The sequence below is a fragment of the Phenylobacterium sp. Root1290 genome (assembly GCF_001425305.1).
In the GTDB taxonomy this organism is placed as follows: Bacteria; Pseudomonadota; Alphaproteobacteria; order Caulobacterales; family Caulobacteraceae; genus Phenylobacterium.
Genome location: NZ_LMEE01000002.1, coordinates 338102 through 361599, shown reverse-complemented (window position 1 = coordinate 361599; position 23498 = coordinate 338102). Strand labels below are relative to the sequence as shown.

The window sequence follows — 23498 nt, the reverse complement described above, 5'->3', positions numbered from 1 at the left end:
GCACTGGCGGTCTGTTTCAGCTAAAGCCCCGCCATGATCGCGTTCTGGGTGGTCGCGGGCGTGCTGTCAGCGCTCTGCGCCGGTCTCGTCCTCTGGAGTTCGGCCCGCGCGGCGGCTGTCGCTGGCGCTGATGACCCGACGACCGCTGTTTATCGCCGTCAACTTCGTGAAATCGACGACCTCGCCGATCGCGGCCTGATCGAGGCCTCTGAACGAACCATCGCTCACGCTGAGGCCGCACGCCGCCTGCTTGGCGCGGCGGAAGGCAAGTCCGCGCCCTGGTCTGCGGATGTCGCGTTGCGTAAGCCAGTACTGCTCGTCGCCGCGCTGACGCCGTTGCTGGCGCTGGGCATCTATTTCGCGGTGGGCTCGCCTGGCTTCGCCGACCAGCCGTTCAAGGCGCGGGTGGCGGCGTGGCGCGGGGCCGATCCGTCGGCGCTGACCCCGCCCGAGATGGCGGTCGTGCTGCAGTCGCTGATCTCTGAACGCGGCGGCGATCCCGAGGCCTATGGCTTTCTCGCCCAGGCCGAGATGGCGTCCGACAACCCCGCCGGCGCCGCCCGGGCCCTTCGCCGGGCGATCGAACTTGCCCCTAACCGGGCGGACCTTTGGGAAGGTCTGGGCGAGGTGCTGATGGTGCAGGCCGAGGGCGAGGTCACGCCTCAGGCCCAGCGTGCGTTCCAGGAAGCGACGAAGCGCGATCCCAAGGCGGTCAGCGCACGATTCCATCTGGCGCGCGCCCAGATCACCGGTGGCCAGCGGGCTGAAGGGCTCGCTGCGTGGCGCGCCCTGGCCGCCGAACTGCCGCCGACCGATGCGCGGCAAGCGTCGATCCAGCAGGCCATCGCCCAGGCCGAAGGCGCGCCTGCGCCGAAGTTTGACGACAGCCAGATGGCCGCAGTCGAGGGCATGGTCGCCAGCCTCGCTGCACGGTTGGAGACCAACCCCGCAGATTCCGAAGGATGGGTGCGCCTGGTCCGCTCCTACGCAGTCCTCGGAGACGTGGGCGAACGCGATGCGACTTTGACGGAAGCCAAGGCGCGTTTCGCCGGAAACGCCGATGTTCTGAAGGCCCTGGATCTGGCGGCGAAAACGGAACCCATGCGATGAGCGGCTGGCTGCCCAAGTCTCCGAAGGCGCGGCGACGCCTCTATCTGATCGCGGCGATCGCGCCGGTGCTCGCGCTGGCTGTCAGCCTGACACTTTGGGGGCTCTCGGATTCCATCTCGTTCTTCTACACCCCGGCCCAAGCTGCCGAGGCGAAGCCGCCGGTCGGTCGGTCGATCCAGCTAGGCGGCCTGGTGCAGCCCGGCAGCGTCGCCAAGCATCCGGATGGACGCGTGGAGTTCGTGGTGGCCGACCAGCTGGCGACCGCCAAGGTCCATTACTCCGGCGACCTTCCAGACCTGTTCCGTGAAGGCCAGGGCATCGTCGCCACCGGCGCGTTCCGGGCGGACGGCGACTTCGAGGCTAAGCAGGTGCTGGCCAAGCACGACGAGAAGTACATGCCGCGCGAAGTCTCCAAGGCGCTCAAAGAGCAGGGCGAGTGGCGGGGCGAAGGTGCGCCGCCGCCGAGCTACGGGGCGGAACCGTCCGCGCTATGATCGTCGAGATCGGGGCGTTCTCGCTGGCGCTGGCCCTTGCGCTGTCGGTTGTTCAGGCGCTGCTCGGCGCGGTGGCGCGGCTGCGTCGCTCGCCGGTGCTTTCGGGCGCGGCGCAGGGCGCAGCGATAGGGGCGTTCGGCGGCCTGATCGTCGCTTTCGCAGCGTTGATGTACGCGTTCGTGACGTCGGACTTCTCGGTGGCCAACGTGGCCGCCAACTCTCACACCGCCAAGCCGCTGCTTTACCGCGTGGCTGGAACCTGGGGCAGCCACGAAGGCTCGATGCTGCTGTGGTGCCTGGCGCTGACGGGCTGCGGCGCGGCCGTCGCCGCGTACGGCCGCGATCTGCCGGCTGGCCTCAAGACGCTGACCATCGCCGTCCAGGGCGCGCTGGGCATCGTCTTCCTTGCCTATACGGTGTTCGCCTCCAACCCCTTCAACCGCATCGCCAACCCGCCGGTGGAGGGCCGATCGCTCAACCCGCTGCTGCAGGATCCGGCACTCGCGTTCCACCCGCCCGCGCTCTATGTCGGCTATGTCGGCATGTCGGTGGTGTTCTCGTTCGCCGTGGCGGCGCTCATCGAAGGCCGGGTCGACACCGCCTGGGCGCGCTGGGTGCGGCCCTGGACGCTGGCGGCCTGGAGCGCGCTGACGGTCGGCATCACGCTCGGGGCCTTCTGGGCGTACTACGAGCTCGGGTGGGGCGGCTGGTGGTTCTGGGATCCGGTTGAGAACGCCAGCTTCATGCCCTGGCTGATCGCCGCGGCGCTGCTGCATTCATCCATCGTGACGGAGAAGCGCGGGGCGCTGGCCGGCTGGACGGTGTTTTTGGCGCTCGCGGCCTTCACCTTCTCGATGCTCGGCGCGTTCCTGGTCCGCTCGGGCGTGCTGACCTCGGTGCATGCGTTCGCCGTCGATCCGACCCGCGGCGTGCTGCTGCTGATGATCCTCGGCGTAACCGCCGGTTCGGGGTTTGCGCTGTTCGCTTGGCGCGCGCCGCTGTTCGCGCGCGGCGGGGTCTTCGCGCCCGTCAGCCGCGAGAGCGCGCTGGTGCTGAACAATATCCTTCTCGCGGCCGCCACGGCCACCGTCCTGCTGGGCACGCTCTATCCGCTGATCCGCGAAGCGGCGACTGGCGAGGCGATCTCCGTCGGTCCGCCCTTCTTCAACCTCACCTTCACGCCGTTGATGGCCGCCTTGGCGATCCTGCTGCCGGCCGGCCCGCTCCTAGCCTGGAAGCGCGGCGACCTGCAGGGCGTGATTCAGCGGTTGTGGCTGGCGGCCCTGATTGCGATCGCCTGCGGACTGGCGGCGTTCGCCCTGATCAGTCCGCGCAAGGCCTTCTCGGCGGCCGGCGTGGCGATGGGCGCCTGGCTGGTGATCGGCGCGCTCGTCGAATTGGCCGAACGCACGCGGATGTTCCGGGTCTCAGCGGGGGAAACCGTGCGGCGTCTGGTGGGCTTGCCGCGCGGCGCGTGGGGCATGACGCTCGCGCATCTTGGCCTGGGCGTCTTCGTGCTGGGGGCGTGCTTCGAAACAGGCTGGAAGCTCGAGACCGCCGAAACGCTGCCGGTCGGCGGACGGCTCAACATCGGCGAGTACAGCCTGGTGCTGGACGAGATCCGGGGTGTCGAAGGACCGAACTACGAGGCCGAACGCGGCATGCTGCGGGCCTTCAAGGGCGATCGCGAGATCTGTGCGCCCAAGCCTGAACGCCGGTTCTATCCGGCCGGGGGCCAGACCACGTCCGAGGTCGCCATCTGCACGCGTGGCGCCGACCATCTCTATGTTGTGCTCGGCGAGCGCCGTGACGCCGCAGGTCAGGATGTCTGGCTGGTGCGGGCCTATTGGAACCCGTGGGCGCTGCTGATCTTCATCGGTCCCGGGATCATGGCCCTGGGAGGCGTCGTTTCGCTGTCCGACCGTCGGCTTCGCATGGCGAGCGGTCGCAAGCTCGAAGCGGCGAGCGCATGAAGCGGCTGGCGGCTGTCATCGGGGCGGTGCTGTGCATCGCCGCAGCCTCCGACCCGGCCGAGCGGCTGCCCGATCCGGCGCAGGAAGCGCGCGCGCGCGAGCTCTTCCGCGAGGTTCGCTGCCTGGTCTGCCAGAACGAGTCGATCGACGACTCCAACGCCGAACTGGCCGCCGATCTGCGCCGCCTGGTGCGCGACGAGGTCAAGGCCGGCAAGTCAAATGCCGAGGTGCGCAAGCACCTGACCGACCGCTATGGCGAGTTCGTTCTGCTCAAGCCGGCGTTCTCCCTGGGCAACGCCGCGCTCTGGGGCGCGCCGCTGCTGGTGGTCCTGCTGGGACTTTGGCTGCTGCTGCGCAACTTCCGGAACCGGCCCGTCGATCGGGAGCTATCGCCTGAGGAAAGCGCGCGCCTGGCCGACCTGTCGCGCGATTGAGCAGCGTGACAAGATTGCGCCAAAGATTGAACGCTATGAAGAGCCGAGCGTGACCTAAACGTAACTTGAGAGACATTGCGCTCTTTGGCATCGAACATAGGTTGTCGGGGACGTGCCCGTGTTATTGGCGTCGGGCGCCCACAGGGAAATTGAAGGCTAATGACCTCGAAGAAGACCGGTTATCTCCTCGGCGCCCTGGCGGGCGTCGGCGTCGCGACTGCGGCCCTTGCCGGCGCCAATCTCGCGGACCAGCCGCGAGCCGAGTCCAGCGTCCAGCGCGGCCTGCTGATGAAGACGTCGACGGCGCCGATCTTCGCGCCCCCGCCGGGTGCGCCGCTCTCCTTCGCCGACATCTTCGAGAAGGTCTCGCCTGCGGTCGTGTCCATCAATGTGACGTCGGACGTCGATCCCTCCGCCCTGCGCCGCGTGCCGGGCTTTGAGAACTTCCCCTTCGACATCGTGCCGCGCCAGCCGCCCGGCGGCGGTGAGGACGAAGAAGGCCAGCAAGGTCAGCCGGGCCAACAGGCCCCGGGCCGCGGCCAGCCGCGCCTGCCCAGCCAGCAATCCTCCGGCTCGGGCTTCTTCATCTCGGGCGACGGCTACATCGTCACCAACAACCACGTCGTCGAGAACGCCAAGGAAATCAAGGTCGTGCTCAAGGACGAGCGCGAACTGGACGCCGTGGTCGTCGGCCGCGACGAAGGGACTGACCTAGCCGTCCTCAAGGTCAAGGGCAGCGGCTTCCCATATGTGAACTTCGAGAACGCCGGCAAGCCGCGCGTCGGCGACTGGGTCATCACGGTCGGCAACCCGTTCGGCCTCGGCGGAACGGCCACCGCCGGCATCATCTCAGCCTATGGCCGCGACATCGGCGAGACCTTCGTCGACTACATCCAGATCGACGCGCCCATCAACCGCGGCAACTCCGGCGGTCCGACCTTCGACGTCTACGGCCGCGTGATCGGCGTCAACACCGCGATCTTCTCGCCGTCGGGAGGCTCAGTCGGCATCGGCTTCGCCATTCCGGCCGACGTCGCGGACTCGATCACCAAGCAGCTCATCGCGGGCGGCAAGATCACCCGCGGCTACATCGGCGCCTCGATCCAGAACTTCACCGCCGAGATGGCCGAGGCCCAGGGTATGGGCGCTCAGCGCGGAGCGATCGTGGCCAACGTCACGCCGGGCGGCCCGTCGGAACGTGGCGGTCTGCAGTCAGGCGACGTGGTCACCTCGGTCAACGGCGTCAACGTCAAGACCTCGTCCGAGCTGACCCGCGAAGTCGCGAAGGCCAAGCCGGGCGATGTGCTGCGTCTTGAAGTGCTGCGTGCGGGCAAGCGCAAGTCGGTCGAGATCCGGTCGGGCGTGCGTCCGACCGAGCGTGAGCTAGCGGCGAATGACAACCAGCAGGGCGGGCAAAACCGTGGCGGCGGCGAAAAGCCCGAAGCCCAGGCGCAACGTCCTGTCGTGCTCGGCCTGGCGCTGGCTCCGCTCGACGAGGCCACCCGTCGTCGCCTGAATCTCGATCCGGGCTTCAAGGGCGTGCTGATCTCCAGCGTCGACCAGTCTTCCGACGCCGCTCTGCGCGGCCTGCGCAAGGACGACGTTCTGGTGCAGGCGAACGGCGAGCCGGTCACCACGGCGGCCGAGTTCTCCGCGGCGGTGACGACGGCCAAGAAGGCCGGCCGTCAGAGCATCCTCGTCGGGGTGCATCGCGGTGGCCGCACGTCGTTCCTGCCGCTGAAGATTTCCGGCTAGGTTGAAGCAAGGCTGGGGGCCTGAACGATGCGGATTCTGATTGTCGAAGACGATCTCGAAGCGGCCGAGGTGATGGACCGCGGCCTCACCGAGGCAGGGCACGAATGTGTTCGGGCCAGCGACGGGGAGGCGGGCCTCTCCGCCGCCCACGCCGGCGAGTTCGAAGTGATGATCGTCGACCGCATGATGCCGCGCCTGGACGGGGTCTCCATGGTGCAGGCGCTGCGACGCGAGGGCGATCAGACCCCGGTCCTGTTCCTCAGCGCCCTGGGCGAGATCAACGACCGCGTCGAAGGCCTCAAGGCCGGGGGCGACGACTATCTGGTCAAGCCCTACGCCTTCGCTGAGTTGATCGCCCGCGTCGAAGCGCTTTCGCGCCGTCGGGAGACCGGCTCGGTGCAGACCCTTCTGAGGGTCGGCGAGCTGGAGATGGATCTCATCGGCCGCACTGTGCATCGGCAGGGCAAGGAGATTGACCTGCAACCGCGCGAGTTCCAGCTTCTGGAGTTCATGATGCGCCATGCTGGCCAGTCGGTGACCCGGACCATGTTGCTGGAAAAGGTCTGGGAGTATCATTTCGATCCGCAGACCAACGTCATCGACGTCCACGTCTCGCGGCTCCGCTCGAAGATCGACAAAGGCTTCGACAGGGCGATGCTGCAGACCGTCCGCGGGGCGGGCTACCGCCTCGAGCCGTAAGGTTCGGCGCGCGCGATGCGCTTGCCGCGCCTCTTCAGAACCACGCCGTTTCGGCTGACGCTGCTCTTCCTGGCGCTGTTCGCAGCTGCCGCCAGCGCCTTCCTGGCCTATATCTACCTGGCCACGGCCGGGGAGGCGACGCGGCGCACGGACCAGAACATCACCCGTGAAATGCACTCGCTGGTCGCGGCGTACGACCGCGCCGGCGTCGATGCGGTGAACCAGTCGCTCATCGAGCGCGCGGCCAGTGAACGGCCGTTCCTCTATCTGCTCATGAAGCCGGACGGGACACGCATCTCGGGTTCGATCGCGGAGTCGCCGATCGAGGACACGGCTGGCCGCGGCTCAACGCGTGCGAGTTTCTCGGTCACCGACTACGACAGCCAGGGGCGCCTGGTGAAGCACCCCGCGCGCGGGATCCAGGAGCACCTCAGCGGTGGTGAGATCCTGTTCGTCGGGGCCGACATCAGCGAGGATCAAGCCTATGTCGTGAAGATCGTCCGGGCGCTCTGGGGCGCGGGCGCCCTGGTCATCGTGCTGGGCCTGGCTGGCGGCCTGCTCGTGAGCCGCAATGTCTCGCGTAGCATGGGCGCGCTGAATGATGTGGTGGCCGCCGTGCGCAACGGCGACTTCGACGCGCGTGCAGCCGTCCGCGGGGCGCGTGACGAGTTCGACGAGCTCTCCGAAGGCATCAACGAGATGCTGGACCGTCTACAGCGCTCGATGTCCGGTCACCGTCACGCCGGCGACGCCATCGCCCACGATCTGCGCTCGCCCCTGACGCGGCTGCGGGCGCGGCTGGAAACGGCCTATCTCGATGTCGAGGCGGGCAAGGGAGATGCGCAGGAAGCTCTCGCCCAAGCGCTGGAAGACACCGATGGCGTATTGAAGACGTTCGGCGCCGTCTTGGCGATCGCCCGATTACAGGCGGCCGGCCAGGCGCCCGACCAGAACCTGTTCGATCCGACCGACCTGGCCGCGGACCTCGCCGAGCTCTATGAGCCGACCTGCGAGGACAAGGGCCTGGAGTTCGGCGCTGAGCTGGCCAAAAATCTTCAGGTCCGGGGCAACCGCGAGTTCCTGGCCCAGGCGCTGGCCAACCTGCTCGACAACGCGATCAAGTACACGCCGGCCGGCGGCGCCATCATGCTGCGGGTGCGGCGGCGCTCGTCCGGCGAGATAGAGTTCTCGGTCACCGACACTGGCCCGGGCGTTCCGGACGAGGACCGCGCGCGTGTGGTCGAGCGCTTCGTGCGGCTGGAAAACAGCCGCAGCGAGCCCGGGTCGGGTCTTGGACTATCGCTCGTCGCTGCAGTCGCCGAGGCGCACGGCGGACGGCTGGAGCTCTCCGAAGGACCCGGAAAAGTCGGCGAAATGGGTCCTGGTCTGCGCGTCGCGCTGATCCTGCCGCGGGCTGTCTGACACGGACTGGGCCGTGCCTAGTGAAATGTCCACCTTGGGCCGTCTACAGTCGATCCGATGACTCGATTGATTGACGCCATGTCCCCCTGCGGTCCGATCGCGGACGAGAAGGCCGCTGACCGCGCCCGCAACGTGCTGGTCGAAGTCGCCGAGCGCGACGGCTGGTCGCCGCTGCTGGACGAAGCGTGGCCGGCCTTGGCGCCGGTCTTCGGCGCTTCCCCCTATCTGACCAGCCTTGCGCGGCGCGATCCTGGCCGGTTGCGCGCGCTGCTGGAAAGTGTTCCCGACGCGCGGTTCGAAGACCTTCTCGTCAGGACGGCGGAGCTCGCCATGGCGGGATGGGAGGAGGCGAAGGCCGGCTTGCGCAAGCTCAAGGCCGAAGCTCACCTGCTGATCGCCTTGGCCGATCTCGGCGGCGTCTGGAACCTCGACCAGGTCACCGGCGCGCTGACGCGTTTCGCCGATGCGGCGCTGGCGTCGGCCCTGACCGTCGCGGCGCAGGCGGAGCTTGAGGCCGGCCGCCTGACCCGAATGGGCGCGGGCGAGGAGGGGCCCGTGCCAGGCTGGTTCTGCATCGCCATGGGCAAGCACGGCGCCTATGAGCTGAACTATTCCAGCGATATCGACATCTCGGTCTTCTACGAGCCGGACGTCCTGCCGTTGGCCGACGGCGTTGAGACCCAGGCTTTCGCGGTCAGGCTGACGCACCGGCTGGCGGAGATGATGCAGGACAAGACCGGCGACGGTTACGTCTTCCGCGTCGACCTGCGCCTGAGGCCCGATCCGTCTTCGACCCCGCCGGCGGTGCCGGCCCCCGCCGCCTTCGACTACTACGAGAGCGTGGGCCAGAACTGGGAGCGTGCGGCCTTCATCAAGGCGCGGGCGGCGGCGGGCGATATCGGCCGCGGTCGGGCGTTCCTGGATGAGCTGGCGCCCTTCATCTGGCGCAAGAATCTCGACTTCGCGGCCATCGCCGACATCCACTCGATCAAGCGCCAGATCCACGTGCACAAGGTCGACGACCGCCTGACCGCCAAGGGTGTGGACCTGAAGCTCGGCCGGGGCGGCATCCGCGAGATCGAGTTCTATGTGCAGACCCAGCAATTGATCCTGGGCGGACGCCATCCCGAGTTGCGATCCCCGCGCACCCTAGATGCGCTTCGCGCGCTGGAAGCGGCCGGCCACGTTTCAGCGCAAGCCGTTGAAGAACTGACTGAAGCCTATCGCCAGCTGCGATCGGCCGAACATCGCGTTCAGATGCTGGCCGACGAGCAGACCCATCGCCTCTCGGAATCCGACGGCGAGCGCAAGCGGGTGGCGGCGCTGTCCGGCTTCGACCGCGTGCGCAGCTTCGACACCGCCATCGAGCGGACCCTGAAGACCGTCAACCGTCGCTATGGCGAGCTCTTCCCGGATGAGGAGCAGTTGTCCTCGCGCTTCGGCAGCCTGATCTTCACGGGGGTCGAGGATGACCCTGAGACGCTTGCGACGCTGTCGCGGATGGGGTTCTCAAGCCCAGCGACGGTCTCGCAGACCATCCGCAGCTGGCACCACGGTCACATCCAGGCGACCCGCACCGAGCGCGGCCGCGAGCTGTTCACCCGGCTCGCGCCCCGCCTGCTGGACGCCGCGCAGGCCAGCGGCGCGCCCGATGCGGCTTTCACCCGCTTTGAAGCCTTCTTCTCGAAGCTGTCGTCGGGCGTGCAGCTTCAGTCGTTGTTCCTCGCGCAGCCCAAGCTGTTCGAGCTAATGGTTCAGGTCATGGCCTTTGCGCCGCGTCTCGCCAGCACCCTGGCCAGGCGTCCCGCGGCTCTGGACGCCCTGCTCGACGGAGCGTTCTTCGCTGACATCGACACAGATGAGGACCGCAGCGTCATGACGCTGGCGGTCAGCCGGGCCGAGGGCTTCGAAGAGGTCATGGACGCGGTGCGCCGCGTGCACCGCGAGCAGGCGTTCCGGGTTGGGGTGCAGGTGATGAGCGGCGCGGCCAGCGCCGAGATGGCCGGGCGCGCCTTCGCCAATCTCGCCGATCTCTGCATGGAGGCGCTGGCGCCGGCCGCTCTGGCCGAGGCCGAGCGCCTGGGCGGACAGTTTCCCGGCGAGGTCGCGGTGATCGCCCTGGGCAAGTGCGGGTCGCGAGAGATGAGCGCGGGTTCCGACCTGGATTTGATGACCCTCTATCGGCCGGCGGAGCCAGGCGCGGCGTCATCGGTCAAGGAGTGGAGCGCTGACGTGTTCTACGGCCGCTTCACACAGCGCCTCATTGCAGCGCTGTCGACTCCGACCGGCGAGGGAGAGCTCTACGAGGTCGACATGCAGTTGCGGCCTTCTGGCACGAAGGGCCCGGTGGCGGTCAGCTTCGCAGCCTTCGAGGATTACTATGAGCGCGAGGCCGAGACCTGGGAGTTGCTGGCCCTGACCAGGGCGCGTGTCGTCTGGGCGAGCTCGCCGCAGTTCGCCGAGGCCGCCGCCGGCGCGGTCGAGGCCGCTCTGCGCCGCCCTCGAGACCGTGGGCGCACAGTGGCGGACGTGCGCGACATGCGGGCCCTGCTGGAACAGGAGCGCCCGCCGAAGGGCGAGTGGGACCTGAAGCTGTCGCCCGGCGGGTTGGTCGACATCGAGTTCACAGCCCAGTTCCTGCAGCTCGCCCATGCGGCCGAGGGCGGGCCGCTGCATCAGAACACTGCGCAGGCGCTGGCGGCGTTTGACGGTCTGGCGCCGGCCGACGCCCTGGCGGCTCTGCAGAAGGCCTGGACGCTCCAGCAGAACCTGACCCAGCTGCTGAAGGTGGCGCTGGGCGACAACGCCGATCCGGCCGAGGAGCCCAAGGCCTTCCGCGCGCTGCTGGCGCGCGCTGGCGATGCCCGCGATTTCCGGGCGTTGCGAACCAAGCTGGAGGCTGCCCGCAAAGCGGCGCGGGGGGCCTACGAGACAATCGTGCGCGCCTAGCGACGGACTTGCGCGCCCTGGTGCGTTGAACAGGCGCAGGGCCTTTACCCTGCGCCCAGAACAGAGGCCGTGAGCGCGATTGCAGGACATAGCAGGCTCCCATCCCTCGCAGGCGAGGTGACGTTTGAGCGACCCGGACGAGGAGCTGCTGACGCGTGTGGGCGAAGGCGACCCCGCGGCCGTGCGCGCCCTCGTGGCCCGCAAGCTCCCGAGGCTGCTCGCGCTCGCTGGAAGGATGCTGGGCGATCCGGCCGAGGCCGAAGACGTGGCCCAGGAGACGTTTGTGCGGGCATGGAAGCAGGCGCGCGACTGGCGCCCAGGCGTCGCCCGGTTCGACACCTGGCTGCACCGGGTGGCGCTCAACCTCTGCTACGACCGCTTGCGCCGCCGGCGCGAAGTGGTCACCGACACGCCTCCCGAGCGCGCCGACGAGGGGCCGGCGCCCGACCGCGGGCTGGAAGCCAAGGATGTCGGCGATCGGGTTGGGGCCGCGATGCAACGGCTGCCGGACAGGCAGCGGGAGGCGATCGTGTTGTGCCATTACCAGGAGCTCTCGAACATCGAGGCTGCGGCGCTGATGGGGATCAGCGTCGAGGCGCTGGAGAGCCTGCTCGGACGGGGGAGACGCGCCTTGCGCGCGGCGTTGTCGGATATGGTGGGAGGTTAGTCACATGACCCACGAACGCTTTGAGATCCTGGCCCAGGCCTATGGCGGCGACATCGCCCGCTGGCCCGCGCCGGAACGTGATGCGGCGGCCTTGCTCATGGCGGCGGAGCCGGAATTCTCCCGCATTGTCCTCAGCGACGCCGGCGAACTGGACGCGGCGCTGGAGCTCTGGGCGCCGATGTCGGTTTCGCCGGCGCTGCGCCAGACAGCCATCGCCTCGGCGCCGGGGATGCGGCGTCGCTGGGGCGGCCCGTGGTCATGGTTCATGGGCGCCGGCGTCGGCGCTGGACTGGCGGCGGCGTGTGCGGCCGGATTGGTGGTCGGCGTGATGCTCTCGGACGTGACGCAGCCAGCAGCGTCCGACGACACCGTCAGCGCCTCGCTCAGCAACTATGAAGACCTGTCGGGTCTGGTGACGGGGGAGGGCGCCTAGATGAGCCGCAAGAGTCTGTTGATCGTCCTTTTCATCTCGCTGGCGCTGAACCTGTTCCTGGCCGGCGCGGTCGCGGGCGGCCTGGTCGTCGGCCAGAAGGTGCGCGGAGAGCGGCCGCCGATGGGCCAGCGCCCGGTACAGCCGCTGTGGCGCGCCGGAGACTCCCTGCCGCCGGATCGCGCAGAGGCGTATCGCAACGCGCTGCGCCAGCAGAGCCCCGATGTCCGGGAAGCGATGCGCTCGGCCCGTTCGGCGCGAATGGAGGCCTGGCGTTCGATCGGTCAGGAGCCGTTCGATCCGGCCGCCACCAAGCGCCGGCTGGCCGATATCCGAGCCCAGGAAGCCAATGCCCGCGGCCGCATCGAAGACAACATGATCGACTTCGCGGCCGGCCTGTCGCCCGCGGATCGGGCGGTGCTGGCGCGTGGTCTTACCGAACGTCCTCGTGGCGGTCCTCCTCAGGACCGTCCGCGTTAGGCGGCCGCGAAGCCGCCCAGCGTCTTCACACGCTCGCCCTGTTGCAGTGGAATGGTGAAGGAGACCATCGTGCCCTCGCCAGGGGCGCTCTGCATGTCGAGCATGCCGCCGTGCATCTCCACCAGCGACTTGGTGAGCGCCAGGCCCAGGCCGGTGCCCTGAGTGGTCTTGGAGTGCTGACTCTCGACCTGTTCGAACGGGCGTGCGAGGCGGGCTAGGTCGTCCTGGGCGATGCCGATGCCGGTGTCCTGGACGCTGACCCGGATGCTCTCGCCGGTCGGATCGCGGCGGCCCTCGGCGCGTACGGTCACGCGCCCGCCACGGGGCGTGAACTTGATCGCGTTCGACAACAGGTTCAGCAGCACCTGCTTTACGGCGCGATAGTCCGCGTCGACCTCGGGCAGGTGCGGGAAGTCGATGGTCAGCGTCAGGCCGGCGGCTTCGGCGCGGTTGCGGACCAGGCGCGCGGCGTCTTCGGCCACTTCTTCCAGCGCCAGCGGTTCGAACTTCAGGCTCATCTTGCCGGCCTCGATCTTCGACATGTCGAGGATGTCGTTGATCAGCGCCAGGAGGTGCTGGCCCGATGACAGGATGTCCTGCGCGTAGCCCTTGTAGCGCGCGTCGCCGAGCGTCCCGAACATCTCGCCGACCATGATCTCGGAGAAACCGTTGATGGCGTTGAGCGGCGTGCGCAGCTCGTGGCTCATATTGGCGAGGAACTCGCTCTTGGCCTTGTTGGCGCCCTCCGCCCGAACCTTCTCCATCTCGTACTTGCGCGCCAGTTCAGACAGCTGCTCCTGGCTGCGCTCAAGATTGAAGACCGCCTTTTGCAGTTGCTCTTCGTTCAGGCGGCGGGCGGCTTCCTGAGTCTTGATCGCGGTGATGTCGGCGGCGGTCATCACCAGTCCGCCCTCGGCCGTGCGCCGCTCGGAAATCTGGATCCAGCGGCCGTCGCTCAGCTCAGCCTCGCGAACGCCCTTTCGTCCGTCTGGACTGGGCCCTTCCTGCTGGATGGCCAGTTGGGCGAAGCGGGTGACCTCCTCGCGCATGGCGCCTGGCTTCAGCAGGCGCGGCTCCAGCGAGAAGACATTGCGGAAGTTCTGATTGCACAGCAGCAGCCGGCCGTTGCGATCCCAGAGCACGAAGGCCTCGGAGACGCTCTCGATCGCATCGCGCAGGCGGCCCTCGGCGGCCTGCGCGCGCGCCTGCGCCATCCGCTCTTCGGTGACGTCCAGCGCCACGCCGATGATCCGAGAATATCCATCGTGCCCTGGCCGGCCGAAGGCCTGACCGCGGGCGTCGATCCAGATCGGGCGGCCGCCTTGAAGCGAGGGCACCCGGAACGATACGTCGAAACCGCCGTACATCGCCGCCGTGGACAGCGCCTGTCGGACCCGCTCGCGATGGTCGGGCGAGACGCGATCCAGCACCTCCTGGCCGGACACCACGCCGCCGCCGCCCCAGCCCAGGATCGCGCCCGTTACGTCGGACATGAACATCTGGTCAGTGGTCAGATCCCACTCCCAGATGCCGCAGCGAGCCGCCTCGACCGCCAGGCGAAAGCGCTGCTCGGAGTCGATGAAGGCTTGCTGGGCGCTCTCGATTCGGCGGCTCTGGTTCAGCAGCAGGAGGCCGAGGGCGAAAGCGACCATCAGCGGCGCGGTCAGCCAGGCAAGCTCGCGGCTGGCGGAGATACCCTCCCGGGCGCTGGACGGCGTAGCCGCCACGGTCAGAAGCGCCCCGCCCATCGCGGGCCGCGCCACCAGGTCGAGCGCCGCCCCGTCCGGCCTGGCGCCCTTGAGCAGCCCGCTGGCGCGCGTCATGCCCGGCGCTGAAACGCCAAAACCCTGGCTCACGTCCAGGGCTTGAGACAGGCCGCCGCTGCCGAGGGCTGCAATTATGCGTCCCTGCGCTGTGGCGACCGCCTGGTCAGGCGCGAGGGCTGCGCCCAGCCGATTGGTGTCGCCGATTGCGACGATGCGTCTGCGACCCTTGGGCGTCACTGCCTCAATCGAGGCGGCAAGGGCTGGCGCCGACTGAGCTGACCCGCCGAACCAGATATCGCCTTTGGTGCGCTCAATTTCGGCCGAGAGCGCCGGCCAATCGACGCCCTGAGCCTTTCCGGCGAGCGCGATGACGCCCTGGTCGTCGAGAATGGCGACGGCGCTGGCCGCGCCGCCCGCGGCGATCAGACCTGCTTCAGCGGCGTCCAGCGGCGGATCGACCTTGCGCTGGAGTATCTCGCGAGCGGCCAACAGGCCGCCGCGAAGCGCCGTGCCTTCGACGTCGACCCTGGCCGCCAGCGCTTCCGCACGGCTGGGCAGGGCGGCGTTCTCAAGCGTCTGGACCTGGGGCTCGCGGCCGATCCGGATGATGGCTACGGCCGTGTAGACCGCCAGCAGCAGCAGGGTTGAGAGGATGGCGATGCGGACGAAGCCCTGATGGGCAAGCAGCTTCGTGCCCGGCGCGGGGGCGCCGCGCAGGTGGCCGGGCCGAGCCCCGGCCGTGTCCTTGCCCCCGCGTATGGCCAAAGCCCAGCAGCTCCTCTGCGCGCCGATTCACCTTAACGATGAGTCTACGCAAGCGGGCAGGTCGCGTCACGGGCCGTCTAGCTTAACTGTCAGGGTTTCACGCGCCGATCGGCCCGTCGCTCGGGACCTGTGTATCTGGGGTCGTCGTGGCGGCGTCGGTCGGGACCGAAATAGGCCTCGCTGCGGACGAACGGACGGGCCTTGTCGATCACCCAGGCGATGCGCTTCAGCAGGTCGGCCGGCGTGATCGGCTTGACGCAGAACTCATTCACCCCGGCGTCGCGCGCCGCTTCGATGCGCGGCCTGTCGGCATGTCCGGTGAGCAGGATGATGGGCGTATAGGGAGCCGGGCTTTCTGGCGCGGTCCGCAGCCAGCGGGCGAAGTCCACGCCGGCCTCGGAGCCCAGCATGTAGTCGAGGATGACGATGTCGCAGGGCGAGGTTCGCATCTGCGACTTGGCGGAGGCGATGGTCTGGGCGTCGTACAGCTGATCGGCGCCGAAGCCGCGCAGCATGGCCTTCACCAGGTTCACGGCATGGGTGCTGTCGTCGACGATCAGGAACCGCAGTCGTTGAAGTGACACGGACATGGCGCGCGGCTCCGTTCCTGTCCCCCGAAGCTACGGAATTAGCGTAAATTTTCCGTTCGCCGTGACTTCGGGGGCAAGCTGGGCGGCTAGTCGGCCAGCGCCTTGGCGGCCAGTTCGTAGACGTTCTTCGACAGGCCTTCCGTCGCCACGATGCGGGCCAGCTGCTCTTTCATCAACGCGCCCAGCTCGGGCTTGTAGCGACGCCAGCCGCCGAGCGGCTCGACGAGGCGGGCGGCGGTCATCGGATTGAAGCCATCGACGGCGAGGATCTGGTCGGCGAGGAAGCGATACCCTGCGCCGCTCGGATCATGGAACCTGGCCGGGTTGAAGTTGGCGAAGGTCGAGACGAGCGCCCGCAACCGGTTCGGATTCTTCTGGTCGAACGCAGGGTGGGCGGTCAGCCCCATAACCCGGCCCAGAGCGGATTCGTCGGGGTCGCGGGCCTGCAGCGCGAACCACTTGTCGATCACGAGCGGCTCGGACTTCCAGCGCGCGAAGAAGTCGGCCAGCGCTGTTTCATAGAGTTCGCCGCCGATCTGCATGAGCGCCGAGAGGCCGCCGATTGCGTCGGTCATGTTCGCGGCCGCGCGATAATGGCCTTCGGCCAGTTCGCCGACTTCGGCCCGCGGGTTGGCGGCCATCAGGTCGAGGGCCGCATTGCGCAGGGCGCGTCGCCCGGCGCTGGCGGCGTCGGGCGAGAACTCGCCCAGTTCCTGCAGCCCGATGTGAAGGCGCTTCAGGTCCTCGGTCAGGTGCAGAGCCAGCCGCGTGCGCATGGCTTCACGCGCGACGTGGATGGCGGCCGGATCGGCCGGCTGTATCGACATCGCAAGGTCCGACTCGGTCGGCAGCGAGAGCAGCAGCGCCTTGAAGGCGGGGTCAGACGCCTGATCCGCCAGCGCGCGGCCCAGCGCTTCGGCGAACCGCTCTTCGCCGACCTCGTCCGGGGCGCCCGTCGCCCGGGCGATGATCAGGGCGCGAGCCAGGTCTTGGCCGGATTCCCAGCGGTTGAAGAGGTCGGGGTCGCCGGCCAGCTGCACGTAGCGATCGGCGGCCCGAGCATCGGTGTTGAGCGTCACCGGCGAGGAAAAGCCGCGCAGCGCGGAGATCACAGGCGCCTCGTCGACGCCGGTCAGGGTGACGGACGAGGCCGCGCTGTCCAGCACGACAAGGGTTTCGTCCACGGCGCGTCCATCGCGTTCGAACGCCAGGGTGCGGCCTTCGCCATCCAGCAGGCCGAGGATGACCGGAACGGGCAGGGGCTTCTTGTTCGGTTGCCCCGGAGTCGGCGGCGTTTGCTGGGACAGGTCGATGGTCAGCGTCTTGGCGTCGGCGTCGTAGCTGTGGGTCAGCTGCACCTTCGGCGTGCCGGCCTGTTCATACCAGGCGAAGAAGTCCGAGAGGTCCTGTCCGCTCACTTCGGCGAAACAACGGATGAATTCCTCGACCGTGGTGGCGTGGCCGTCCCAGCGCTCGAAGTAGAGGTCCATACCCTGCCGGAAAGCTTCGGCCCCGATCAGGGTCTTGAGCATCCGGATGACCTCGGCGCCCTTTTCGTAGATCGTCGCGGTGTAGAAGTTGTCGATCTTCAGGTAGCTCGACGGACGCACCGGGTGGGCCAGCGGGCCCTGGTCCTCGGGGAACTGGCGCGCACGCAGCGCCTTCACGTCCTTGATCCGCTGAACCGCGTGGCCGCGCATGTCGGCCGAGAAGCTCTGGTCGCGGAAGACGGTGAGCCCCTCCTTCAGGCACAGCTGGAACCAGTCGCGGCAGGTGATCCGGTCGCCGGTCCAGTTGTGGAAGTACTCGTGGGCGACGACGCTCTCGATGCGTTCATAGTCGAGGTCGGTTGCGGTCGCTGGGTCGGCCAGCAGCAGCGAGGAGTTGAAGATGTTCAACCCCTTGTTCTCCATCGCCCCGAAATTGAAGTCGCGCACGGCGACGATCATGAACAGGTCGAGGTCGTACTCGCGGCCGAACGCCTCTTCGTCCCACTTCATCGAGCGCTTCAGGGCGTCCATGGCGTAGGCGGCCCGCGGCGCCATGCCGGTGTCGACGAAGATGCGAAGATCGACCGTGCGGCCGGTCATGGTGACGAGCTTGTCTTCCAGCACGTCGAGCTCACCGCCGACCAGGGCGAACAGGTAGGCCGGCTTGGGGAACGGGTCGTTCCAGACCGCGAAGTGGCGGCCGCCCGGCAGCTCGCCGGCCTCGATCAGGTTGCCGTTCGACAACAGGTGGCGGAACACCTTGTCGGCCTCGATCCGAACGGTGAAGCGCGAGAGAACGTCCGGGCGGTCCGGATACCAGGTGATCTTCCGGAAGCCCTCAGCCTCGCACTGAGTGCAGAAGCGGCCGCCGGACATGTAGAGCCCTTCCAGCGCCTTGTTGTTTTCCGGGTCGATCTCGACCTCGGTCTCCAGGACGAACGCGTCCGGCACGTCAGGCACCGTCAGGAACTCGGCGTCGATCGAGCGTTCGCCTTCGGCGAGGACGCGGCCGTCGACGGCCACCGAAATCGGCTTCAGCCGCTCCCCGTTCAACACCAGCGGATCCGAATGCTCGCCGTTGCGTCGGACGCTCAGGCGCGCCTTCACCCGCGTCGTATTGGGCGCGAGCGCGAAGTCCAGGCGGACCTCTTCGATGAGGAAAGCGGGCGGGGTGTAATCGTCGAGCCGGATCGGCTGGGGCGTGTCAGTGCGCATGGGGGGCATTTAGCCACGCCAGGCGTCGTCCGCCAGTGCGCCGATTTGAGGTTGGTCAAGGCGAAGCTTCCCGTTCGGCGCGATGTCTCCGTTGGCGATAGCCACAAGAGAAATGGGGATACTCATGACGACCGCTCGCTTTGTCCTGGCCTTGGGCGTCGCCCTGGCCATGGCGGCTCCTGCCGCCGCACAAGACTTCCAGCCCAAGGAAAAAGGGCTGTTGATGCTGAACGCACGCGTCAGCGGCGTGCTCACCGACGCTGAGGATCCGATCCTGACCTCTGGCGGCGCCGCGAGCGGGCTCAACGCCAAGGTGGGGGACGACGTCATGCCGACGCTCGGGCTGACCTACTTCCTGACCGATCACCTGGCGGTCGAGGCCATCGCCGGAACCACGAAGCACGAAGTGAAGGCGGTCGGGCCCGGTACTGACGTGAAGGTTCACGAGACCTGGGTGCTGCCGCCCGTCGTGTCGCTGCAGTACCACTTTGCGCCGCAAGGCAAGGTCAGCCCCTATGTCGGCGCCGGGATCAACTACATGATCTTCTATGGCGGCGAGAACGAGAACGGCTTCAAGGTCGATATCGACAACGGCTTTGGGTATGCGCTGCAGGCTGGCGTCGATGTCGCGCTGCAGGGGCCGTGGAGCGCCAATCTCGACATCAAGAAGGTGTTCTTCGAGACCGACGCCTCGGTCAACGGCGGCGCGCTGAAGAGCAAGGTCAAGCTTGACCCTTGGGTCGTGTCCGCGGGCCTCGGCTACAAGTTCTAGGCGCTCCGGACCTCTTAAACAGCCGCGCAAGCTCGGCCTTCGAGCGGATGCCGAGCTCGAGGGCTGAGGGGAAGTAGCCGTGTCGGGGGACGCGGTCCCTTCTGCTTCAGGAGCCGCGGTCGAGGCTTCCCGGTTAGGCCACCTCGGCCCTGGCGGGCGTGGGGTTCGCCGTCGGCGCTTCCCGGAAGTGTCGGTCAAGCTTGGCGATCTCTTCGGCGATGCGTTGCAGCTCGGGCGGCGCATCGCCGGCGCTCTCATCGACGATCCGCACCACCTCACGGGCCAAAGCCAGCAGGTGCGGAGCTCGCGCGATCAGCCGCGCCTGGAATTCGATCTTGTGGGGATCGCGGTCGTACTCGGCGCCCGGCACGCGCCAGCCGCCCCAATCTGCGGCGTCCGTGACCACGACCGGATAGGTGCCGGGATAGGGATGGTGGCTGGCGTCTTCCTCGGTCTGCCACTTGTTCCGCGCCCGCATCAGCCGCCAGGGCGGGGCGCCGGCGCCCAGCGCCTCGGCGCCGCTCTCCTGCTCAGGCTTCAGCTCGTGGGCCAGGAATTCCCGGCCCAGGCCGACGTCGTAGGTCACCCGCACCGGCTCGTCGAAGCCCTTGGCCCAGACCGGGACGATCTTCTCGATCATCGCCCAGACGCCGACGCTCTCGACCCAGACCTTCTGGTTACGCTGGAAATTCGCCTTGGCCATGTGCCGGAGCCCTCGTTCAGCTCGCCATAAGACCCTGAATTTCTTGACGCGAGGTCAATCTTTCCAAGGCGCGCACGGTGCGTATGGTGGCCGCCGAACAAGCATCAACCGGCCGGACACACGGCGGAATGGGCGGAAATGAATTTCGATTTTTCTGACGACCAGAAGTTCCTGAAGAGCGAGGCCCGCAAGTTCCTCGAAGCCAACAGCCCGACCTCGCGGGTCCGCAAGGTGCTCGACGATGACGCCAAAGCCTATGACGCCGACCTCTGGAAAGCGGTGGCCGGGCAGGGCTGGCTGGGCGCGGCGATTCCTGAGGAACACGGCGGCCTTGGCTTGGGACACCTCGAACTCTGCGTGATCGCCGAGGAGCTCGGCCGCGCGGTGGCTCCGATCCCCTTCGCCTCGACGGTCTACTTCCTGGCCGAAGCGATAATGCTGGCCGGCAACGACGAGCAGAAGGCCTATCTGCTGCCGAAGATCGCCGCCGGCGAGATCATCGGCGCGATCGCCACTTCCGAAGGCCCGGGGGTGCTCAATGCGTCGAGCCTCCAGGCGAGCGTCGCTGACGGCAAGCTGACCGGCGTGAAGATCCCGGTGACCGACGGGGACATCGCCAACGTCGCCCTCGTCCTGGCCAAGGAGAACGGCAAGCCCGGCCTGTTCCTGGCCGAGCTGTCGGACGCCTCGGTCGCTCGTGAAGCGGTCAAGACCCTCGACCCGACGCGCGACGCCGCCAAGCTGACGTTCAAGGACACGCCCGTCCGCCGCGTCGGCAATGCGGGCGAAGGTTTCGAGCTGGTCGAGCAGATCTTCGACCGGGCCGCCGTGCTGTTGGCCTTCGAACAGACCGGCGGCGCCGACCGCTGCCTGGAGATGGCCAAGGAATACGCGATGGAGCGCTATGCTTTCGGCCGCGTCATCGCCTCCTACCAGGCGATCAAGCACAAGCTCGCCGACATGTACGTGAAGAACGAACTCTCGCGTTCGAACGCCTACTATGGCGCCTGGGCGCTGAACACGAACGCACCTGAACTGCCGGTCGCCGCCAGCGCCGCGCGGATCGCAGCCAGCGAGGCCTACTGGTTCGGCTCCAAGGAAAACATCCAGACCCACGGCGGCATCGGCTTCACCTGGGAAATGGACTGCCATCTCCACTACCGCCGTTCGCGCCAACTCTCGCTCGTGGCCGGCGCCCCGCGCGTCTGGAAAGAGCGTCTCGTCAGCCACCTCGAACGCCGCAACGTCGAAGCCGCTTAAGGGAGATCAGGATCATGGATTTCAACGACACTCCCGAAGAAGCTGCCTACCGCAAGCAGGTCCGCGATTGGCTTGAGGCCAACGCCCCCAAGGCGCGCGAGGGTTCCGCCGATCCCGAGGCCAGCGACGGCATGGCCGCCTCCAAGGCCTGGCAGGCCAAGAAGGCGGCGGCCGGCTATGCCTGTATCACTTGGCCCAAGGAGTGGGGCGGGCAGGGCGGAACGCCGGTGCAGCAGGTCATCTTCAACCAGGAAGAGGCCAAGCACCCGATCCCAGGCAACCCCTTCCAGATCGGTCTGGGCATGTGCGTGCCCACGGTGATGACCTTCGCCGACGAGGAGACCAAGAAGCGGTTCGTCGGACCGGCCCTGCGCGGCGAGGAGATCTGGAGCCAGCTGTTCTCCGAGCCGTCCGGCGGCTCCGACGTCGCCGCCTCGCGCACCAAGGCCGAGCGTGTCGATGACGGGTCCGGCGATTGGGTGATCAACGGCCAGAAGGTGTGGACGACAGGCGCCCAGTTTTCCGACTATGGGATTGTAATCGTTCGGACAAATCCGGATGTGCCGAAGCACAAGGGCCTGACCATGTTCTGGCTCGACCTCAAGGATCCGGGGGTTGAGGTCAAGCCGATCCACCAGATGTCGGGCGGCTCGGGCTTCAACGAGGTGTTCTTCACCAATGTGCGGGTCAAGGACAGCCAGCGGCTCGGCGCGGAGGGCGATGGCTGGAAGGTCAGCCTGGTGACCCTGATGAACGAGCGCCTGGCGGTCGGCGGCGCCACCGGCGCGGGCTGGAGCCAGTTCATGGAGGCGGCGCGCAAGACGCCGGGCCTGGACGGCGCCTCGGCGCTGCAGGACCAGTCCGTGCGCGAGAAGCTGGCCGACTGGTACGTCCAGGCCGAGGGGCTGAAGCACACCCGCAACCGCACCATGACCGCGCTCTCGCGCGGCCAGACGCCGGGGCCGGAAAGCTCGATCGGCAAGATCATCTCCGCCGTCCAGATGCAGGAACTGGCCAACACCGCCGTCGAGATGCTCGATCAGTACGGGATCATCAACGATGAGGACCTGGCCCCGCTCAGCGCGGCCTTCCACTGGTCGCTGATGTTCGCACCGGGCCTGCGGATCGCCGGCGGCACGGACGAAATCCTGCGCAACATCATCGCCGAACGCGTGCTTGGTCTGCCCGGCGACATCCGCGTCGACAAGGACGTGGCGTTCAAGGACATGCCCACCGGGCGTTGACGAACTGGGCGCTTGGGAGGTGCCTGGCCTTGAAGGCTCCCCGCGAGGGGAGCCTTTCTTTTTCGGCCAGATCAGGCCCGCATCGGCACCACTTCGGCGGCGCTGCGTCCAGCGACGAGCTCGCCGTACATGCGGGTCAGGCCCTCGAAGGTGTTGTCCCACCGGTGGCGCTGCTCGGCGCGGCGGCGGGCCGCGACCTTCACCTTGGCGAGATCGCGGGCGAACAATGCTTCGATGGCCTCGGCCATGCCCGCCGGATCGACGGTGGCGGCGCGCTGGCCGACATGCTCGTCGATCAGCTCGGAGATCCCGCCTCGAGACGGGCCGACGACAGGCAGGCCGGCGGCCAGCGCTTCCAGCACCACCAGGCCGAACGGCTCGTTCTCGTTGGCGTGCACCAGCGCGTCGCAGCTTGCGATGACGCCGGCCAGCTTCACCGGGTCGCGCTCGTAGCCCATCGGGATGACGCGCGGCGAGTAGTGGGTGTCCTTCGCCGCGCCCACGAGCAGCAAGTAGTAGGGCGCCCCGAGCCGCTCGACGGCGCAGATCAGGCTCTCGATGTTCTTCTCGCGCGCGGGGCGGCCGGCGAACACCAGCAGTCGAGCCTCAGGGGGCAGCCCCAGGCGCCGCTTCAGCCTGCCGCCGTCGGCTCGGCTCGGATGGAAGAGCTCGGTGTCGACGCCCAGCATCTGGACGCTCACCTTCTCCACCCCGGCCTCGGAGAGGCGCTGGGCGATGTGACGGCTGGGCGCCACCACGCGATCGAACTTCTGGAAGGTGGCGGCCCAGTGCTTCATGGCCGGGGCCTCGGCCCATTCGCCGAAGTGCAGCGCGGCCAGCGCCGCGGCGTCGGTGTGGCAGAAGCCGACCACCGGGACGCCCAAGGCCTCGCCGGCGTCCAAAGCCGCGTGGCCCGGCACGAAAATGTCGCCAGCCTCGATGATGTCCGGCTCCAGCATCCGGATCACGGTCTCCCACTTGGTCGTGGAGGCCGGCATCCGGTAGCCGTCGCCAAACGGCAACCGCGCGGCCGCCACGCTGACGACGCCGTGCGCGGCCAGGCCGGTGGTGGGGCCGGGCACGACCAGAGTGTGGCTGATGTCGGGCCGACGGTTGGTCAGCCATTCACGCTTCTGATGCAGGTAGCGCTTCACGCCGCCGGAACGCGGGGCGTACATCATGGTGGTGTCGATCAGGTGGAAACCCATGCGACCCGGTGCGCCAAAATGTGGAGCTTCTGTCGGATCGAGGCGTATCAGATTCTCAGAGCGCGAGTCGGT

At 67.9% G+C, this 23498-nt stretch carries 19 protein-coding genes; 14 read left to right on the top strand and 5 right to left on the bottom strand.

Annotation, left to right across the window (positions count from 1 at the left end):
* The first annotated feature begins 33 nt into the window (after positions 1–33).
* The 11 genes from ccmI (at position 34) to ASC79_RS11130 (ending at position 12413) form a co-directional block, all read left to right on the top strand.
* Positions 34–1110, top strand: coding sequence for a c-type cytochrome biogenesis protein CcmI (gene ccmI / locus ASC79_RS11180; protein WP_056015899.1), 1077 nt, complete (start codon positions 34–36; stop codon positions 1108–1110).
* Positions 1107–1604 (top strand): cytochrome c maturation protein CcmE, encoded by a 498-nt coding sequence (ccmE, locus tag ASC79_RS11175; RefSeq protein ID WP_056015897.1) that lies wholly within the window; start codon positions 1107–1109, stop codon positions 1602–1604. Before ccmI ends, ccmE begins: the two co-directional genes overlap by 4 nt.
* The gene (locus ASC79_RS11170; RefSeq protein ID WP_056015895.1) at positions 1601–3577 is read left to right on the top strand and encodes a heme lyase CcmF/NrfE family subunit; all 1977 of its coding nucleotides are present in this window, start codon (positions 1601–1603) and stop codon (positions 3575–3577) included. The genes ccmE and ASC79_RS11170 overlap by 4 nt, the downstream gene beginning before the upstream one ends.
* Positions 3574–4011, top strand: a complete 438-nt coding sequence (locus tag ASC79_RS11165) for a cytochrome c-type biogenesis protein (RefSeq protein ID WP_056015894.1) — start codon at positions 3574–3576, stop codon at positions 4009–4011. The genes ASC79_RS11170 and ASC79_RS11165 overlap by 4 nt, the downstream gene beginning before the upstream one ends.
* Before the next feature lie 159 nt (positions 4012–4170).
* Positions 4171–5766: a Do family serine endopeptidase gene (locus ASC79_RS11160; protein ID WP_056015891.1), complete on the top strand. Its 1596-nt coding sequence runs from the start codon at positions 4171–4173 to the stop codon at positions 5764–5766.
* A gap of 27 nt (positions 5767–5793) precedes the next feature.
* The gene (locus ASC79_RS11155) at positions 5794–6465 is read left to right on the top strand and encodes a response regulator transcription factor (RefSeq protein ID WP_056015889.1); all 672 of its coding nucleotides are present in this window, start codon (positions 5794–5796) and stop codon (positions 6463–6465) included.
* 15 nt (positions 6466–6480) lie between these two features.
* Entirely contained in the window at positions 6481–7887 is a 1407-nt protein-coding gene (locus tag ASC79_RS11150; protein WP_056015887.1) for a HAMP domain-containing sensor histidine kinase, read from the top strand.
* 57 nt (positions 7888–7944) lie between these two features.
* A complete protein-coding gene (locus ASC79_RS11145) occupies positions 7945–10836 on the top strand; it encodes a bifunctional [glutamine synthetase] adenylyltransferase/[glutamine synthetase]-adenylyl-L-tyrosine phosphorylase (protein WP_056015885.1) in 2892 nt (963 codons plus the stop codon).
* Positions 10837–10960: 124 nt separating this feature from the next.
* Positions 10961–11503 carry an RNA polymerase sigma factor gene (locus ASC79_RS11140; protein WP_056015883.1) on the top strand — a complete coding sequence of 181 codons (543 nt, stop codon included), beginning with the start codon at positions 10961–10963 and terminating at the stop codon, positions 11501–11503.
* A gap of 4 nt (positions 11504–11507) precedes the next feature.
* On the top strand, positions 11508–11936 hold the full coding sequence (locus ASC79_RS11135; protein ID WP_056015881.1) for a hypothetical protein: 429 nt from the start codon (positions 11508–11510) through the stop codon (positions 11934–11936).
* Positions 11937–12413 (top strand): periplasmic heavy metal sensor, encoded by a 477-nt coding sequence (locus ASC79_RS11130; RefSeq protein ID WP_056015879.1) that lies wholly within the window; start codon positions 11937–11939, stop codon positions 12411–12413.
* On the opposite strand, the gene ASC79_RS11125 is transcribed toward ASC79_RS11130, so the two are convergent.
* The 3 genes from ASC79_RS11125 to pepN all read right to left on the bottom strand — a co-directional run bounded on the left by ASC79_RS11125 (position 12410) and on the right by pepN (position 18239).
* Positions 12410–14944, bottom strand: a complete 2535-nt coding sequence (locus tag ASC79_RS11125; RefSeq protein ID WP_056015876.1) for an ATP-binding protein — start codon at positions 14942–14944, stop codon at positions 12410–12412. The genes ASC79_RS11130 and ASC79_RS11125 overlap by 4 nt on opposite strands.
* Positions 14945–15033: 89 nt before the next feature.
* Complete coding sequence (locus ASC79_RS11120) at positions 15034–15534, bottom strand: response regulator (protein WP_056015870.1); 501 nt, start codon at positions 15532–15534, stop codon at positions 15034–15036.
* Positions 15535–15620: 86 nt separating this feature from the next.
* Positions 15621–18239, bottom strand: coding sequence for an aminopeptidase N (gene pepN, locus ASC79_RS11115; RefSeq protein WP_056015866.1), 2619 nt, complete (start codon positions 18237–18239; stop codon positions 15621–15623).
* A gap of 124 nt (positions 18240–18363) precedes the next feature.
* On the opposite strand from pepN, the gene ASC79_RS11110 reads away from it, so the two are divergent.
* The gene (locus ASC79_RS11110) at positions 18364–19011 is read left to right on the top strand and encodes an OmpW family protein (protein WP_056015863.1); all 648 of its coding nucleotides are present in this window, start codon (positions 18364–18366) and stop codon (positions 19009–19011) included.
* Positions 19012–19144: 133 nt separating this feature from the next.
* Here ASC79_RS11110 and ASC79_RS11105 read toward each other — a convergent pair whose 3' ends face one another.
* A complete protein-coding gene (locus ASC79_RS11105; RefSeq protein WP_056015860.1) occupies positions 19145–19714 on the bottom strand; it encodes a hypothetical protein in 570 nt (189 codons plus the stop codon).
* A 138-nt stretch (positions 19715–19852) separates the two neighbouring features.
* Here ASC79_RS11105 and ASC79_RS11100 point away from each other — a divergent pair, with 138 nt between their 5' ends.
* Positions 19853–20974, top strand: coding sequence for an acyl-CoA dehydrogenase family protein (locus tag ASC79_RS11100; protein WP_056015855.1), 1122 nt, complete (start codon positions 19853–19855; stop codon positions 20972–20974).
* Between the two features lie 14 nt (positions 20975–20988).
* Positions 20989–22218 carry an acyl-CoA dehydrogenase family protein gene (locus ASC79_RS11095; RefSeq protein ID WP_056015852.1) on the top strand — a complete coding sequence of 410 codons (1230 nt, stop codon included), beginning with the start codon at positions 20989–20991 and terminating at the stop codon, positions 22216–22218.
* A 71-nt stretch (positions 22219–22289) separates the two neighbouring features.
* On the opposite strand, the gene ASC79_RS11090 is transcribed toward ASC79_RS11095, so the two are convergent.
* Positions 22290–23426, bottom strand: coding sequence for a glycosyltransferase (locus tag ASC79_RS11090; RefSeq protein ID WP_082532078.1), 1137 nt, complete (start codon positions 23424–23426; stop codon positions 22290–22292).
* Positions 23427–23498: the final 72 nt, after the last annotated feature.